At 30.1% G+C, this 15145-nt stretch carries 20 protein-coding genes and 4 pseudogenes; 10 read left to right on the plus strand and 14 right to left on the minus strand.

Features of this window, described 5'->3' with window-relative positions:
- Nucleotides 1-30 precede the first annotated feature (30 nt).
- Nucleotides 31-468, plus strand: coding sequence for a GNAT family N-acetyltransferase (locus ABLV95_RS01885; protein WP_285322806.1), 438 nt, complete (start codon nucleotides 31-33; stop codon nucleotides 466-468).
- Between the two features lie 281 nt (nucleotides 469-749).
- Here ABLV95_RS01885 and vraX (ABLV95_RS01890) read toward each other — a convergent pair whose 3' ends face one another.
- Complete coding sequence (vraX, locus tag ABLV95_RS01890; RefSeq protein ID WP_002508212.1) at nucleotides 750-917, minus strand: C1q-binding complement inhibitor VraX; 168 nt, start codon at nucleotides 915-917, stop codon at nucleotides 750-752.
- 666 nt (nucleotides 918-1583) lie between these two features.
- Between vraX (ABLV95_RS01890) and ABLV95_RS01895 the strand changes: the two genes are divergently transcribed.
- Complete coding sequence (locus ABLV95_RS01895; protein ID WP_021339902.1) at nucleotides 1584-1814, plus strand: hypothetical protein; 231 nt, start codon at nucleotides 1584-1586, stop codon at nucleotides 1812-1814.
- A gap of 94 nt (nucleotides 1815-1908) precedes the next feature.
- On the opposite strand, the gene vraX (ABLV95_RS01900) is transcribed toward ABLV95_RS01895, so the two are convergent.
- From vraX (ABLV95_RS01900) to tsaT, 6 genes are all read right to left on the minus strand, one after another.
- Nucleotides 1909-2085, minus strand: coding sequence for a C1q-binding complement inhibitor VraX (gene vraX, locus ABLV95_RS01900; RefSeq protein WP_176721528.1), 177 nt, complete (start codon nucleotides 2083-2085; stop codon nucleotides 1909-1911).
- Between the two features lie 213 nt (nucleotides 2086-2298).
- Nucleotides 2299-2433: a hypothetical protein gene (locus tag ABLV95_RS01905; protein ID WP_256092403.1), complete on the minus strand. Its 135-nt coding sequence runs from the start codon at nucleotides 2431-2433 to the stop codon at nucleotides 2299-2301.
- A gap of 162 nt (nucleotides 2434-2595) precedes the next feature.
- The gene (locus ABLV95_RS01910; protein ID WP_069832999.1) at nucleotides 2596-3558 is read right to left on the minus strand and encodes an arsenic resistance protein; all 963 of its coding nucleotides are present in this window, start codon (nucleotides 3556-3558) and stop codon (nucleotides 2596-2598) included.
- A gap of 581 nt (nucleotides 3559-4139) precedes the next feature.
- On the minus strand, nucleotides 4140-4274 hold the full coding sequence (locus ABLV95_RS01915) for a hypothetical protein (protein ID WP_256092404.1): 135 nt from the start codon (nucleotides 4272-4274) through the stop codon (nucleotides 4140-4142).
- A gap of 144 nt (nucleotides 4275-4418) precedes the next feature.
- Nucleotides 4419-4667, minus strand: a complete 249-nt coding sequence (locus ABLV95_RS01920; RefSeq protein WP_057512786.1) for a hypothetical protein — start codon at nucleotides 4665-4667, stop codon at nucleotides 4419-4421.
- 533 nt (nucleotides 4668-5200) lie between these two features.
- Entirely contained in the window at nucleotides 5201-5383 is a 183-nt protein-coding gene (tsaT, locus tag ABLV95_RS01925; protein WP_460876247.1) for a type II toxin-antitoxin system toxin TsaT, read from the minus strand.
- Nucleotides 5384-5668: 285 nt separating this feature from the next.
- Here tsaT and ABLV95_RS01930 point away from each other — a divergent pair, with 285 nt between their 5' ends.
- The 4 genes from ABLV95_RS01930 to ABLV95_RS01945 all read left to right on the plus strand — a co-directional run bounded on the left by ABLV95_RS01930 (nucleotide 5669) and on the right by ABLV95_RS01945 (nucleotide 7091).
- On the plus strand, nucleotides 5669-5821 hold the full coding sequence (locus ABLV95_RS01930) for a hypothetical protein (RefSeq protein WP_460872475.1): 153 nt from the start codon (nucleotides 5669-5671) through the stop codon (nucleotides 5819-5821).
- A gap of 85 nt (nucleotides 5822-5906) precedes the next feature.
- Nucleotides 5907-6173 (plus strand): hypothetical protein, encoded by a 267-nt coding sequence (locus tag ABLV95_RS01935; RefSeq protein ID WP_460872476.1) that lies wholly within the window; start codon nucleotides 5907-5909, stop codon nucleotides 6171-6173.
- A 68-nt stretch (nucleotides 6174-6241) separates the two neighbouring features.
- Nucleotides 6242-6448, plus strand: a complete 207-nt coding sequence (locus tag ABLV95_RS01940) for a TM2 domain-containing protein (RefSeq protein WP_460872477.1) — start codon at nucleotides 6242-6244, stop codon at nucleotides 6446-6448.
- A 427-nt stretch (nucleotides 6449-6875) separates the two neighbouring features.
- On the plus strand, nucleotides 6876-7091 hold the full coding sequence (locus tag ABLV95_RS01945) for a sterile alpha motif-like domain-containing protein (protein WP_069817955.1): 216 nt from the start codon (nucleotides 6876-6878) through the stop codon (nucleotides 7089-7091).
- Nucleotides 7092-7105: 14 nt separating this feature from the next.
- Here the strand turns inward: ABLV95_RS01945 and ABLV95_RS01950 are convergent, their stop codons facing one another.
- The 6 genes and pseudogenes from ABLV95_RS01950 to ABLV95_RS01975 form a co-directional block, all read right to left on the minus strand.
- Nucleotides 7106-7342 carry a hypothetical protein gene (locus ABLV95_RS01950; RefSeq protein WP_427705165.1) on the minus strand — a complete coding sequence of 79 codons (237 nt, stop codon included), beginning with the start codon at nucleotides 7340-7342 and terminating at the stop codon, nucleotides 7106-7108.
- A 560-nt stretch (nucleotides 7343-7902) separates the two neighbouring features.
- Nucleotides 7903-8073: pseudogene (locus ABLV95_RS01955) on the minus strand (IS5/IS1182 family transposase); the annotation flags it as partial.
- A gap of 446 nt (nucleotides 8074-8519) precedes the next feature.
- Nucleotides 8520-9817 (minus strand): annotated as a pseudogene (locus ABLV95_RS01960) (CitMHS family transporter).
- 186 nt (nucleotides 9818-10003) lie between these two features.
- Nucleotides 10004-10270: a hypothetical protein gene (locus ABLV95_RS01965; protein ID WP_069817957.1), complete on the minus strand. Its 267-nt coding sequence runs from the start codon at nucleotides 10268-10270 to the stop codon at nucleotides 10004-10006.
- A 221-nt stretch (nucleotides 10271-10491) separates the two neighbouring features.
- Nucleotides 10492-11028, minus strand: a complete 537-nt coding sequence (locus ABLV95_RS01970) for a GNAT family N-acetyltransferase (RefSeq protein ID WP_460872478.1) — start codon at nucleotides 11026-11028, stop codon at nucleotides 10492-10494.
- 490 nt (nucleotides 11029-11518) lie between these two features.
- Nucleotides 11519-11945: pseudogene (locus ABLV95_RS01975) on the minus strand (organic hydroperoxide resistance protein).
- 178 nt (nucleotides 11946-12123) lie between these two features.
- On the opposite strand from ABLV95_RS01975, the gene aroD reads away from it, so the two are divergent.
- Nucleotides 12124-12843, plus strand: a complete 720-nt coding sequence (aroD, locus tag ABLV95_RS01980; RefSeq protein WP_427705162.1) for a type I 3-dehydroquinate dehydratase — start codon at nucleotides 12124-12126, stop codon at nucleotides 12841-12843.
- A 66-nt stretch (nucleotides 12844-12909) separates the two neighbouring features.
- Nucleotides 12910-13450 (plus strand): annotated as a pseudogene (locus ABLV95_RS01985) (nitroreductase).
- 146 nt (nucleotides 13451-13596) lie between these two features.
- On the opposite strand, the gene ABLV95_RS01990 reads toward ABLV95_RS01985, so the two are convergent.
- Nucleotides 13597-13917 (minus strand): thioredoxin family protein, encoded by a 321-nt coding sequence (locus tag ABLV95_RS01990; RefSeq protein ID WP_460872479.1) that lies wholly within the window; start codon nucleotides 13915-13917, stop codon nucleotides 13597-13599.
- A 143-nt stretch (nucleotides 13918-14060) separates the two neighbouring features.
- Between ABLV95_RS01990 and ABLV95_RS01995 the strand changes: the two genes are divergently transcribed.
- Together ABLV95_RS01995 and gcvH are read left to right on the plus strand one after the other, a co-directional pair.
- Nucleotides 14061-14414, plus strand: coding sequence for an arsenate reductase family protein (locus ABLV95_RS01995; protein WP_069817961.1), 354 nt, complete (start codon nucleotides 14061-14063; stop codon nucleotides 14412-14414).
- Nucleotides 14415-14583: 169 nt separating this feature from the next.
- Entirely contained in the window at nucleotides 14584-14964 is a 381-nt protein-coding gene (gene gcvH / locus ABLV95_RS02000; RefSeq protein WP_069833005.1) for a glycine cleavage system protein GcvH, read from the plus strand.
- Nucleotides 14965-15145 lie beyond the last annotated feature (181 nt).

Below are 15145 nucleotides of genomic sequence, written 5' to 3' on the forward strand. Positions count from 1 at the left end.
TTATTTTCTAAGAATTATAGGAGGTGTTTTATGGAATTAGTAGTTAAACGGACAAAAGATCTATCAAATATTGAACTATTACATATTTTAGAAGAAAGAATAAAAGTATTCGTAGTAGAGCAAAAATGTGCATACCAAGAAATAGATAAAGACGATGAAGAAGCGTTACATATCATGTTGAAGGACGAAAACCACATTGCCGCATACACACGTATTGTAGATCGCCAGTCGCATATTAGCTTCGGAAGGGTGCTAGTGGCACAAAACTATAGAATGCGAGGCTACGGACGTAATATTGTGCAGAAAACAATAGATATTATAAATGAAAAATATAATGGATCATTAATCAGCATTTCCGGACAAGCCTATTTAAAATCATTTTATGAATCATTTGGTTTTAAAGGTGTTTCTGATATTTATTTAGAAGACAATATTCCTCATATTACATTCGAAATGATAGCAAGATAATAAGTAGGTTTAATAAACGAAGTGCATTGGAACCGTTTTAAATTAAGACAAACCTGATTAGATAGATTTTAAAAAAAGTAGCTTCCAAAATGGAAACTACTTTTTTAATTTAACTAGGATTTTACCCAGATGTAATTTAGTTCTATTTGAACTCATCGTCTTTACAATAAAATCATTTAGAAAACCGTTCTTTTCAAACAAATGTGATAGCCCCTTAATGTTTATGAGAACGTCTATAGTCGATACACACTAAATTAAATGTATATTGTTAAGCTCCTGATTTATTGTTTTTTCATTTTATCAATATCTTGAGAAACTAACATTAATAATTCTTCAGTTTCAGAGTCCGTTAAATCATCAGAACCTTTAATTCTAATAACAGAACCTTTATCTGTTTTGACATGGTAAATAGGCTCGTCATCTTTATAAACTTTACGTAGTACTTCCATTTCATCACCCTTTTTTATCTGAAACAATTCTATGTAATTAGTAACACATAATGGTTAAAAATAAAGAATTGAGTTGTTATCATAACTTGCAATTATTTTTATAAAATAAATTGCTAGTTATTAATGCTTTAACTATAGGATAACTTTTTGTTGGATTCATTTCCAACAGTATGATTAATTTTATTTAAATTTATTAATATTTACATATATCGCTATATTCTTTATTGATAAATCAATTATAAGTTTAAATAAATAATTTGAGAACGATTTACAAAATTTAGTTATTTAGGTTTTTATTATATAAAAGCGGGTAAATATAACTAAGCACAAGAAGTCCTCCAAACTTTAGTGTGGAATATATTTTCGATTCGAGATTTCGAGGCTGGGACATATCACATGTCTTAGCCTCAGTTTTTTATATTGGCAGTGGCTGACTGAATTGAAAATGCGCTTATATCAAGCTTTTAAAGAACTACTACTTCATTTATGAAGACAAGTAGTTCTTATGCAAGCGCTGAAGCGCTTGTATTCCATTTTACAGTAGCTGTGCCGGGGTGGGACGACGAAATTTTATTAGAAAAATTAGATTTCTGTCCCACTCCCATTTCTTTTATAATGGCGATAAGTTATATTAATAGTATCATTTAAATTAAAAGGATGTAAAAGATGAAGTTACTCAATATACTATCATTGGTTTGTAGCATATTTATAGCATTGATAATTGTTTATGGTGTGATTATGATGGTTGGTGATGCCATGGGTATTACAACTTTTAATGGTCAATTACTGATTGTAGGGCTATCATTAGTCTTACTTAGTGGATTAGTAGGAAAGCAAAAACCTAGATTATCTATGCTTATATTATTTGTAGGTTTTATTATAGTTGTTATGAATTAATATATATAAAGATACAGTCCAATAAGTTGAATTAAATTCAATTTATTGGACTGTATTTTATTTGAATAAATACGAGTGGTGTATAGCTTACCCATTATTCAATATTATTTTTTAATTTCTCATCCATATCTTTAGCAACGGCAGTTAATAAGTGAGTTATTTCCGTTTTATTCGATGTGTCATCAGTTTTGACTTTAATTAATAGACCTAAATTTGTCTTTATATGATAAATAGGTGCCTTATTTTCATATACTTTTCTTAAAATTTGCATCTTATCACCTCATCAAATAGAAATACGAAAGTGCAAGAAAGGGGAAACCAAAAACTTTCTAGTGTAAAATGTTACCTAATGGTTATATTAAAGCATTTTCGATTAAATAGGAAATAATTGGATTTTAAAAAGACTGAGCAATGTGTATATGAACTCAGCCTAGCTTTATCTATTTCTAAAATGATTTGATAGAATTGCAGTGTTAAACAATGATTAAAATTGATCGTTTGTTCTATCTTCTTCAACAATATATTCATCTGTTCCGTAATCAGTAGATGTACTTAATATAGATTTTACTAATAGTGCAAATGAAACAACACCTAATAAGACTAATGCAATTTTTTTCATAACATCAAGCTCCTCTTTGTTAGATAGTTTACCATACAGACAATCCGAACAAACGAATATATATGATTAATTTGAGAATATTATTAATAATTATACCAAAAAAATGAATTGCTCAATATATAAATGAGGGGATTTGAGATACAAATTTTCAATTTTAGCTGTTTATTTTATAATCTTTGGAAGAACTTTAATGTAAACAAGTTCACCGATGAGTTCGGTTAATGTTTGAGTAATAATGACCGTTGTAGTGATGGTTACCCAATGATCTGGTAAGGAAAGAGCGAGGGGTAACACCACCAATGCGTTTCTTGTACTAGAACTGAAAGCTAATGTTCTTATATTTGGAATATCTAAACGAAATAACTTTCCACAAAAAAAGCCTATTATAGGTGCAATAATCATAAAACAGATATAAATGGGTACAACACTTAATACAATATTTAAATCATTTGTGATTTTGTTTATTTGTGAACCTACGACTGAAAAAAGCACAAGTGACATGAAGAGTTCCGGTAACCATGCAGTAAGATTTAAGACGCGATTTATAGAGCTAGATTTTTTACTGAGCAGTTGTAATAATAATGCCAGTATTAATGGGATAATGATGAATGTGAAAAAAGCATTAATAAATGGTCCTATATCAATGATTGATAATATTTCATTATGTAAAAAAATAGTGAAATAAAGGGGCAGTAGAATAATTTGTAATACAAATAATATAGGTGTAGAAATAAGCATATACTGCGCATTTCCTTTGCCTAATGCAGTGAAGACGATAACGTAATCAATACACGGTGTTAACAGTACAAGATAAAGTCCAATTAATATTGGAGCAGAACTAACATCAAATAGTTGTATCAAGGCATAAACAAAGATAGGTATGATTATAAAGTTAGATAAAATTAAGGCAATTATATATTTCATGTTAAAAAGGTTTTGGCGAATATTGAAAAAAGGAATTTGTGAAAACATGCTAAACATTAAAATGCCAATAAAAATTGAGATCACAGACTCTAGAAAAACAGAAAATATTTGTGATGTTAAACCAGCTAACATACCCAGTATAAGTGCTACAAAATATATATAAATTTGATAATGTTCAATTTTACTTTTAAAGTGTTGCATAATGACCTCGCTTTTAGAAAATAAATACACATTAATTATAACTTAATGTGTCTTGCGCTATGAAATTTAATATACGCATTTGACGATATAATAAGTTTTTGTTTGTATTGGCAACTTTTATTTTGATATAATAACCAAGGCATGTCTTAGGGCATGATAGAATTTAACGGAGATGGGTTTTCTACGTGTCCTTTGACATGTGAAGATTCATAACTCCCGTTATAGTCAAAAGCCCCTTTAATTAGGGGTTTTTTAAATGGTCAGCAAAGCCTTATGGGTTTTGTTGTTTTTTTAATTTTTAATCTCCAAACAGAGGATGAGACAAAATACATGTCTCATCCTCAATTATTAAATTGGTAGTGGCTGACTGAATTGAAAAAGCGCTTCAGCTCTTGTATTTCATTTTAAAGTCAGCTTTGCCGGGCCAGGTTCATACGACGAAATCTTGCTAAAAAAAGATTTCTGTCCTATTCCCAAAATACTATTATGTTTTTAAAGTAAAAAGTTTAAATTTTAACATAAAAAAGCTCATAATCGCTAAGCTAAATCAATAGCGATTATGAGTACAGTTAATTTACATATTAAGATTTTTGTTTATCTTGTATGCTAACTTTATTTTCGACCTTTTCGTCAGTTGAGTTGTCTACACTTAATAATAACGCTCGTACTATAAGTGCCCCAGTAACTAGTAAAAGTAAATTTTTGAATAATTTCATAATTATCACTCACCCGTCTTTATTAAAACGACTTAAATATCACAACACATTTTTAATGCGTAATTGTCTTATTTATATAATACCCTTTCTACAATATTGTAAATAAAATTTCACACACATTGTAGAAAGGGCTTGGCCTAAAAATTAAATGTCGATGATTTTAAGTTGTGATTGTGTTTCATTAATTTCTATTTTTAGATTTTTACTATTATTTTCTACAGTAGTGCTAATCACTTCACCATTTTGTATAGAAAAATGGACTTGGCTTAAGATACCCATTGCATAGTCATTGATTGGACTAACTAGTGAAATAGAATTGGCATCTTCCTGTATTACAAATTGTTTCTGACTTTGATTAATAACCTCCCATTGAGGTAAGTATGTTAACTTCAAAATCAACCCTCCTAATTTTTATTTTTCAAAAGTTATTATTTAATTTACATTATAAACTATATTGCTGAAAATGGTATTAAACACAACTGAAAGTAAATGTGACTCATTTAGTTAAAATGTTAATTACAGGGAATAAGAATATTGAAGAAATTGTTTAATAGAGGTGATGTTATGAATATTTTGATAGGAATAATATTAAGTCTTGTATTCGCATTTTTAGGAACAATGCCATTTTTATTTATAAATACGAGGTTGCACGAAAATGTTAACCATTCAAGTGAAGAGGTTCGTCATGAGAAAAGGAGAGCGTATAAACGCTTTATATACTTTTTTATTTTAGGAATTGCTATGTTAACAATTTATCATTTTCTTACTGATTAATTACGATTACATCCGATTTATTTCAAAAATTTAGTTTTGTAATTGTACATGTAATTTAGGTTTACAATTTTATGAGAAATTAAAAAAGTCCTGACCACGACATAAAATAATCTTTAAAGGATTATTCGCGTTGTGATTAGGACTTAATTTGATTAACTGAATATAATTGAGCATAAAATACCGACGACACCTAAAAGGATCAACATAAATGTTGCTCCAAGTAATGATTCTTTAGCTTGCTGAGACTTTTTGTTTTTGTAAGTGATGAGTAACACGATACCACAAACTAGAAAAACTAATGATAACCAGAATATAATCATGAAATGTAGACTCAAAGCACTAGACCTCCTTTAATATAAAAGTTAAATTGCCAATGATTTAAGACATAATATAATTGCTTTTTGTAATTTTAAATGTAGTAAATATAATTTTTTATTATAACATTATCAGTTTATCACTAAATACTTAACAGCAATAGTGTAAATATTGATATACAATATATTGAGTCACAATTAAATGGATGAACAACGTTTGATTAATTAAAAGTTTCAAAAGTTAAAATTAGGAAAGATAATACTATACAATTTAAATAATGATTTTCTGAAAGGGGTGGTTAGACATTGGAAAACATGAATGTGAACTTACAAGAAACTAAAGAAGCAGTTAATAGTTTAAAGACCAAGAATTTCTCTGATAATAAACGACAATATGATGAAACTGAAGCCAAAATTATAAAACAAAAAGACTATATACGAAATAAGCTAATGCACTGATAACAAACAAGAAGATGAACGTATCAAAGAAATAGCGAGTAAACTTAGTTCGCATATACAAGTAGCCTTTGATGAATTTGACAATGTGGATAAAGTTATTGATTATTTAATGCCGACTTTTCAACGGGGCAAAGTTGATAAAGTATATGGTCGTGCATTATTACTTATGGAAGAAAATACAATGATTGAGCAAGTGAAAGCACACTTTGATGATTCTAAAATAAAAGCTAAATTGATGGACTATATTTTGACTGAATTAATAGAGTTAAGTAATGAAATTATGCCAAATGAATATAGTGAAATTTTGACAATTGAGCGGTCGTATTTTGAACTATTATATAACCATAATTAATATTATTTAATTAATTAAGTAGTTTGATGTATAATGAAATTAAATTAAATAAGCGAGGAGATTTAACTATGAATGAAGTAAATAAAGTGATTTACATTGTATTAGCAGTGTTTCTAGGTAGCTTTGGTATTCATAAATTCTACGCTAGAAAAACAGGCGTAGGGATTTTATACTTAATATTTTGTTGGACAGGTATTCCTCAAATATTAGCAATTATTGGTGCTATCCTTACGTTATTGAAACCGACTGATCAGAACGGTAATGTTTTAGTATAGGTATTATAAATATAATAAATCTGAGACGTGTATTTATGTCCTAGACTTTTTAAATGGCTGTTAGAATTCTACGGAAATCTAACAGCCATTTTTTCGTTCGAAAATATATGAGTTTACTGGACGTAAAACAGTGTTAACTGTAAGTTACGGCATATCATAAAAAGTCGCTATTTATCGTTTAAATTAAAAAAACGCCTACAAAATACACAGTTTTGTAGGCAGTTTATAATGTTTACTTTAAATTAAAAAAACTTTATAAAGTTTACATTTTCGAATTAAATATAGCTATAACAACAATTCTTTTTAATTTTTTAAATAATAAAAAGAATCGTGGTAGACAAATATCTTATATTTGATATGATTAGACAAAAGTAAGATATGGTAAATCATGTAACGATTAAAAATATATAAAATCGAGGTAATGCTTATGACATTTTATGATTTTGTAATTAGTTTTATAGAAGACGATACACCACTTGGACAACTCGCTCACAAAATTAAAAGGGATAATAACTTCCCTAAAGATGCAACTGGCTATAATGAATTAAACTCGTATTTTTATAGTAATTATATAGATCATGAAATGTTAGCTTCTGCTAAACGGGCGCTGAGTTTATATCTTAATAATATAAGCATAGCCTAAATATATTTAGCAATCTATGTTTCGTAATACCAGTTTTGTTTGTTTAAGGCATCTTTAATATCTTTTGTTTTAAAATTAATTTCATTATTTCTAATAGAGTATGGTTCAAGTATACTTTGAGCCATCCATGAATTAATAAGCTCTCTAGGTAATCCATCTAATTCCATATCAGTCTTACTGACGACAAAGCATTCCCAATCAAGTGAAACTTTCGAAGGATTAATATAATTACACTCTTTGAGCTGATTCATAAATAACACTCCTTAATATTGTAAATCCGACATTAAGTTTTACCCATGTATGAGATGGGTGAAACGATAATTGTGAAATAAATGAAATTTAATCATATTTTGTAGCCATATAATTTTAAAGTTAATAAACAAGTAATTCAAATAAATAATGCTTGATGACGTGTAACGCAATGGGTTATGCGTTTTCTTTTTATATACCCGCTTTTTAGTGTGTGTTAATCAAAAAATATAAATATTACTAAATAAAAAAACTGGAAGCACTCAAAAGAGTGTTTTCAGTCATAGCGTTGAAAAAATTTACGATTTTATGGGCAGCTTTTTGTGCATGCTTTCCGCGGGCACAGCCTCAGCCTGTAGTCTTCGACTAGTGCTTTCCCGCAGGAGTCAGCCCAAATCACTGCCATTTTTAAACAAAAACAAAACGATAGATTATTCATTGATTGAACTTATATAAAGGCCAATATAGATACTAATGAAGGTAAATGAATTAATTACAAAGATTATATCAACGAAAAAATATAAAAATAAACCAAATGCTTTGATAGCAATTGGTTTATCTACATTTTAGGGTGATAAGAGGATGTACCATTTAAGTGATTGAATTCGTAGAATTCTGTTTCTGGAATTGTTTTAATAATTTGATTAACTGCATGTGCGATATCATTGTTAGGGATTAAAGTTTCAGTTTCCATTGGTAGTGTTAGCTGAGTCATATTGTAATTTTTATACATAAGACACTTCGTTTTAAAGTTATGTTAGGTTAACTTTATTATACGAAAGCGTCTTATTATTTTGTATAAATTTATATAATTGTACCGATTTTGTAAAGAGCTGACGCCTAGGGGAATAGTATGAGTCTGTAAAACAAATAATATCTCAACTCTATTGCTATATTGGCAGTAGATGACTGAAGTGAAAACGCGCATAATCTTAAGCTTGTTTCACTTCTAGTCATCTTTGCCGGGGTGGGACGACGAAATCTTATTAGAAAAATTAGATTTCTGTCCCACTCCCATACCCCAGGCAAGCATGCGCTTTCAAAATCGGAAGATTTTAACATAGAAAAGCAGCAATCCACTAGAAACTAATAGATTGCTCGCTTTTAATTTGAGAATGGGATATTTATGTCCCAAGCTCTTTTAATTTCAAACGTTGTTATACGCGTCCAAAAATAATTCTACCAAGGTATAATACCTAGAATACAAGCGACTAGAATCATAAACAAACTAGATCCTATTGCCCATTTGATAACAATACGTTGGTTTTGTCCATATTCAATATCTAGCATACCAACCAGTAAGTAACCGGCAGCATACAATGGACTTAATACGTGAAGCGGTTGTCCTAATACTGAAGCTCTGGCCATATCTACTTTAGATATACCAAATTGTTGTGCTGATTCAGCAAGGATTGGTAATACGCCATAATAGAATGGATCATTAGCCATAAAGTAAGTGAATGGCCCGCTAAGTAGGGCAGTAATTAAAGCAAAGTGATTTCCTAAAGCATCAGGAATAATTTGCACTAATGTATTTGCCATTTCATCAACCATGTGTGTCCCATCCATAACACCTGTAAAGATACCAGATGCAAAAACAAGGCTGATTACTGATAGTACATCACCAAGCATGTTTTTTAATTACTGAATTTTGAATACTTAGGTTTGGATAATTGAGTACGATTGCAACACCGAACCAAAGCATGAACATAACCGGAATCGGCATCAGTCCAATAACAAGGCAAACAATTAATGAAATCGTTAAAATTGCGTTTGGTATAAGCATTTTAGGTCTTTTTAATAATGACTCTTCTTTCGTATCTGTAGGTCTTACATCATCTAAATCAATATTTGTATTAGAAGTAATGTATTTTTTTGCACGTTTACCTAATATGTATGCTACGGCAAAAGCAAAAACGATACCTGCAATCATTGCAGGAATAATAGGTATGAAAACTTCCTCAGTGGTAACCTGTAAAGATGAAATTGCTCGTGCTGTCGGGCCACCCCAAGGTAACATGTTCATAACGCCAATTGATAGTAGTGCTAAGGTTGAAAGTGTATATAAGCTCATGCCAATTTTTTTATATAATGGCATCATTGCAGTTACAGTTATAATAAATGTAGTAGTGCCATCGCCATCTAACGCGACCATTGAAGCTAAGACAACAGTACCCATTGCAATTTTAACTGGATCCCCTTTAACTACTTTAATAATTCGATTAATGACAGGTTCGAATAACCCGAGCATCGATCATAACTCCAAAATATAAAATGGCAAACGTGAGCATAATACCTGTTGGTGCAACTGTTTCAATGCCTTTGAGCATATATTCGCCAAGACCAGAGTAGAAACCGCCAATCAAAGCAAAAACAGTTGGTACAACAATTAATGCTGTTAATGCTGACATTTTACGTGACATGATTAATATCAAGAAAACGATAATCATAATGAAACCTAATAAAGCTAAATTCATATCTTTGAATCCCCCTATCTGTCCAATTATAGCGCTTTCATTTGATTTGTAAAATGAAAAATAGAAACTTATATAAACTTTTTTAGAAAAGTTAATTTTAAAATAAAAGTGCATCTATTGATCAATTTAAATTAATCAATAGATGCACTTGATAGAAAAAAGATGAAGTTATGTATAAGAAGGAAGCTAACCTATAAAGCCCATTACATATGTTTTCCACATTGGATAACTCATTAGAATGAATGCGAAGATGGATACGAACATAGCAAAGATATTAGCTACACGATCGCCACGTATACAAGCGTATAAGTTAAATAAGAAAACACCTAAGATAAATAAAGCGCCTGCTAATATTGCCATATCACCTTCGATCACTTTGTTAACAGCTAGTAAAGGTGTAGCTAAAGTAATTAATGATAAGAACAAAGATAGTAATGTAGTAGCATATTTCAATTTGCTCAGTCCTTTCTATAATTGGAAAGATAGTCTATTAATGTGCATATGTTGATTGTAAGTATAACTTATTAAAATAATATTTCTAAATGATTTTGATTGCAAGCCATTATAGGAAAACTTTTGAAAAATTGCCTTAATTCGATGGTTTTGTTACATAGAGCGAGCTATTGTGAATATGAAATAAATATAACATTATTTCATATACAGGTATCAACAATTTAATTGAATAATTCTAAATCATTGTCTTTAAAGTAATATATTAACCAATGTTCATCGACGTAATAGTTCTCATATTTTCTAGCATGTTCTTCTAAAAAGAGTGTATCAAAATTGAGGTTGCTGAAAAATACTTTTCCACTAATGTTATTTGAAATGAGTGAAGTTAATAAGATTTCTATTTCTTTGTCATGGCATATTTGGAAAATATGACGCATTAATAATTTAGAAATGTGATCTCTTGAATCATCGTCATGACCTTGGACACACATGTTTTCCATTATTGCTTTATGAGATAAGCTATATTTTTGTCTGTGAATTAAAGTAGTCGCACCAACTAATTCATCTTGTTCAAAGGCACCAAGCACTGCATAATCAGATGTTTGTGAAGAAAGTAATTTTTCTATATTTAATTCAATTAAGCATTTTTCATTTTGCAATTTCCATGCAAATACTTCAAGTTCTTTGTGGATGCCCTTTAATAAAAAAGCACGATAAATAGATGAATCTTCACTTGTTAAGTAACGTATATCTGTCATTGAATGCCTCCTAAACTGTACAAAGTGTATATAATAAAATAATTAATATTCTGACATTTTGTTTATAATACTATAGTAAAAGAAATGATTGGGCAACTTTTCCATTTACTTATGTCAAAAATATAATTAACTTAAAATTCCTATGATTAATAAATTCATCACTATAAATTTTCTCTGTAAATTAAATTTGAATTTTAATGAATTGAAATTGATTTGACCTATTATGATATAATATAGTGGTATATACTAAAGTGGAGGCAAGACTTTTGGAGGCATTAATTATAATTATTGTTTCTTTGACAGCACTTATCCTGGTTTCTTTTGCAATTTTAGTTGTTTATTTTTTCACTCAATTTAGTGATGATGACAATTAAATACCCAGACAGAGAATACTAAAGACATCAAGAAATAAGAGGGCAGAAACATCAAAGCACAAAATAACCCCCAGACTCGAGATAGAGTCTAGGGGTTAAATTTTATATATTAAATACTAGTCAACAACTTCTACGTTTAAATCAACGTCAATGTTGCCACGTGTAGCTTTTGAATATGGACAAAATTCGTGCGCGTCTTGTAAATATTTTTCAGCGTCTTCTTGAGATAATACGCTTTTAACTTTAGCATCAATTGAAACGCTTAGCTTAGGACTTTCAGCATCTGGATCATCTTCTAAACGCACAGTTAGAGTTACTTCTGGTTCAGCATCTCTCACTTTGTTTTGTTTTAAGATTAAATCGAATGCACCGTTAAAGCATGAAGCATAACCTGCTGCGAATAATTGCTCAGGATTTGTACCTTTTTCAGCGTCAGCTTGTGCTTGGTGGAATAACCGCTACATCAATTGCTTTATCATCTGTTTGAACGTGTCCGTTACGGCCACCTGTATTTGTTGCTTTAGTTTCATAATTTACTGCCATTTTATTACCTCCTTAATGACTTACTATTACTGTATACCCGTAGAATAATTTTTAAATCATATAAAATTCACTCTTTGATTAATACTGTCATTTTATAAGTTAATGTATATTGATTGTTTTATTTTTGAAAATTGTTATACAATTATTTTAATCACAATAAATAAAGGAAGTATTAAAAATGACTGAAGTTGATATAGCTGTTACGATAGCGCCAGAAAAAGAACTTTCACAATCTACTATAGAAGACTTAATCAAATTTCAAGATTCAATAGAAATCATTGAATTTAGAATAGATCAGTGGGCGGATTTTGATGTGAACCAAGTGTCTAAAGTAGTAGACAATATCTATAATTTAAATTTAGGGAAAAAGATACTCGTCACTTATCGTACTTCTTCACAAGGTGGAGAGGGCACGTTACCATATGAAGCATATTTGAACGCCTTAGCTGAAATAATAAATTTAACACATGTTGATTTAGTTGATATTGAATTTGAACCTGGGAAATCAGCACAACCTTTGATAGATTTAATTGCACAATCTAAAAGCAAACAAATCCAAGTAGTATTGTCTTATCATGACTTTAAAAAAACACCAGCACTGGAAGCTTTAAAGCATCTTTACTTTAAAATGCACCAACTTGGACCAGATTACTTAAAAGTTGCAGTAATGCCTCTTGGTAAACAAGATGTGCTGAATTTATTAAGTGCGATGTCAGAAACGTCTGATTCAGTTCCTCAACAAGTGATTGGCATTGCAATGTCAAAATTAGGTCTAATATCTAGAACTGCACAGGGGTTATTTGGAGGCACTGTAACGTATGGCTGTCTTGATAGTCCTAAAGCGCCAGGTCAAATTCATGTTGAAGCGCTAAAACAACAATTAAAGTTATATGAGTAATTTGAAAATAATCGTGACCTATCTTATAATTGAAAATAATTATCAATAGTGAAAGGGCGATATTATATGGAACTGCAAGATGCAATAGCACAACGTCGTAGTATTAAAGTGTTCAAAAGAGATATGAAGATAAATGATACAGCTTTATATCAAGCTATTCGACAAGCTACTGATGCACCTAATCACGGTTTGAGAGAGCCATGGAGAGTTGTTCATATTGCTAAAGATAGATTAGGAGATATGAGTAAACAACTTACAGAAATTGCTTTTCCTAATCTGAAGAAAAAACAAGAAGATCATTATAATGTAGCTACAAATCTTGGTGGCATGCTAGCGCTAGTCTTAAAAGAAGATCCAAGACAAAAACAAAATTTAGAAAATTATATGGCATTTGGAGCTTTTACTCAAAATTTAATGCTTCTTTTACATGAAGTTGGTATTGGTACCTGTTGGAAAACGCCGAGCATATATATTTCAACCTGAAATGCGTGCGTTATTTGGAGTGAAAGATGATGAGAGCTTAGTTGGCTTTTTGTATCTAACTGATTTAGAAGATGAAGTACCGCATAGAGAACGTCACGTTAATAATATAATTGATAAATTTTAACTATCATATAAAAATTGCAGTAAAGTAAGTAGTCATTTAAACGACTGTTGAGATAAATAAAGGCCGCATTGAAATTAGAATTCAATGCGGCCTTTATTTATCTTTGAAATGTATGTCTCAGATTATCATCTGCAACACTGTATGATTTATTTGAATGTTTCTGCTAAAAATGATTCAACTTGTTCTGGAGATTTTGCATTTGCTGAATGTAAATGAGCTAATTTTTCTCCATTTTTGAAAACTAACAAGCTTGGAATACCCATTACATCATTGTCAGACGCTACGTCTTCTAATTCATCACGGTTTACTGTGAACCATTGGTAATCATTATATTTTTCAGTAATTGGGTCGATCCACATATCCATAGCTTTACAGTCTGGACACCGACCTGCTTCAAATTTAACGATCACAGGATTATCACTTTGTATTGTTTCTTTAAAATTGTCTGTAGTATTTATTGATTGCATAGTATAACTCCTTTGTTTTAGATATTATTAGCCCTATTATAACTGACAATTAACCATTATTAAAAAAATCAGCCTGAAATTAAGAGCGTTTTACGTAGAAATTTGATATATTAGTGTTAACTAGACATAGGAGGTACAGCATAATGATAAAATTTTACCAGTATCCTAATTGTACAACTTGTAAGAAGGCCGCTAAGTTCTTACAGGAGTATGGTGTTAGTTTTGAACCTATTGATATCGTTCAACATACACCTACTAAAAACGAGTTTAAAGATATTATTGAAGCGACAGAAATTGATGTTAACAAACTCTTTAACACACATGGCGCAAAATATCGTGAGCTTGGATTGAAAGATAAGTTGAAAGATTTAACGTATGATGAAAAGTTAGATTTATTGGCTTCAAATGGTATGTTAGTTAAAAGACCACTAGCTATTTCAGGAAATAAAGTTACAGTTGGATTTAAAGAAGACCAATATAAGGAAACTTGGTTATAAAATAAATTTTAATTTCATAATTAAATAAGTGGTTATAATAGTGATTGTGTAAACGCTTCATCTATTGCTATGAAAAAGATTTGATTGAATTATGTTATCGAGAAATAGTTGCTTGAAAGCTTTTCATATGGCATCATTAATATGTAAAATCATTTAGGAGGGGATTCTTGTGGCAGTACCGAGTGAATTTAAATATTCTAAAGAACATGAATGGGTTAAAATTGAAGGCAATACAGTAACAATTGGTATAACTGAATATGCTCAAGGTGAATTAGGAGATATCGTATTCGTTGAATTACCAGAAGTCGACGATGACATTAACGAAGGTGAAACTTTTGGTAGTGTTGAATCGGTAAAAACAGTTTCAGAACTTTACGCACCTGTTACTGGGAAAGTTGTCGAGTCTAACGAAGAATTAGAAGACAGCCCAGAATTCGTAAATGAATCACCATACGATAAAGCATGGATGGTAAAAGTTGAATTAAGCGATCAAAGTCAATTAGATGAATTATTATCTGCTGAGCAATACTCAGAAATGATTGGTGAATAAAAAATAAAGTGCGAACTCCATGATATTGATTATCTTGGGGTTTTTTTAATAAGAATATTTATTTTATATGCTTTTTGTCAAAAATAAACATGTATAAAGTGAGCTATAGTAGAGCCTAGCTTAGTAGAACTAAAGAACAGATATTATATAAGAAAAAGATCATCTGATTAGATGTCTTTAA

The organism is Staphylococcus sp. Mo2-1 (assembly GCF_046721385.1).
Classification (GTDB): Bacteria; Bacillota; Bacilli; order Staphylococcales; family Staphylococcaceae; genus Staphylococcus; species Staphylococcus equorum_A.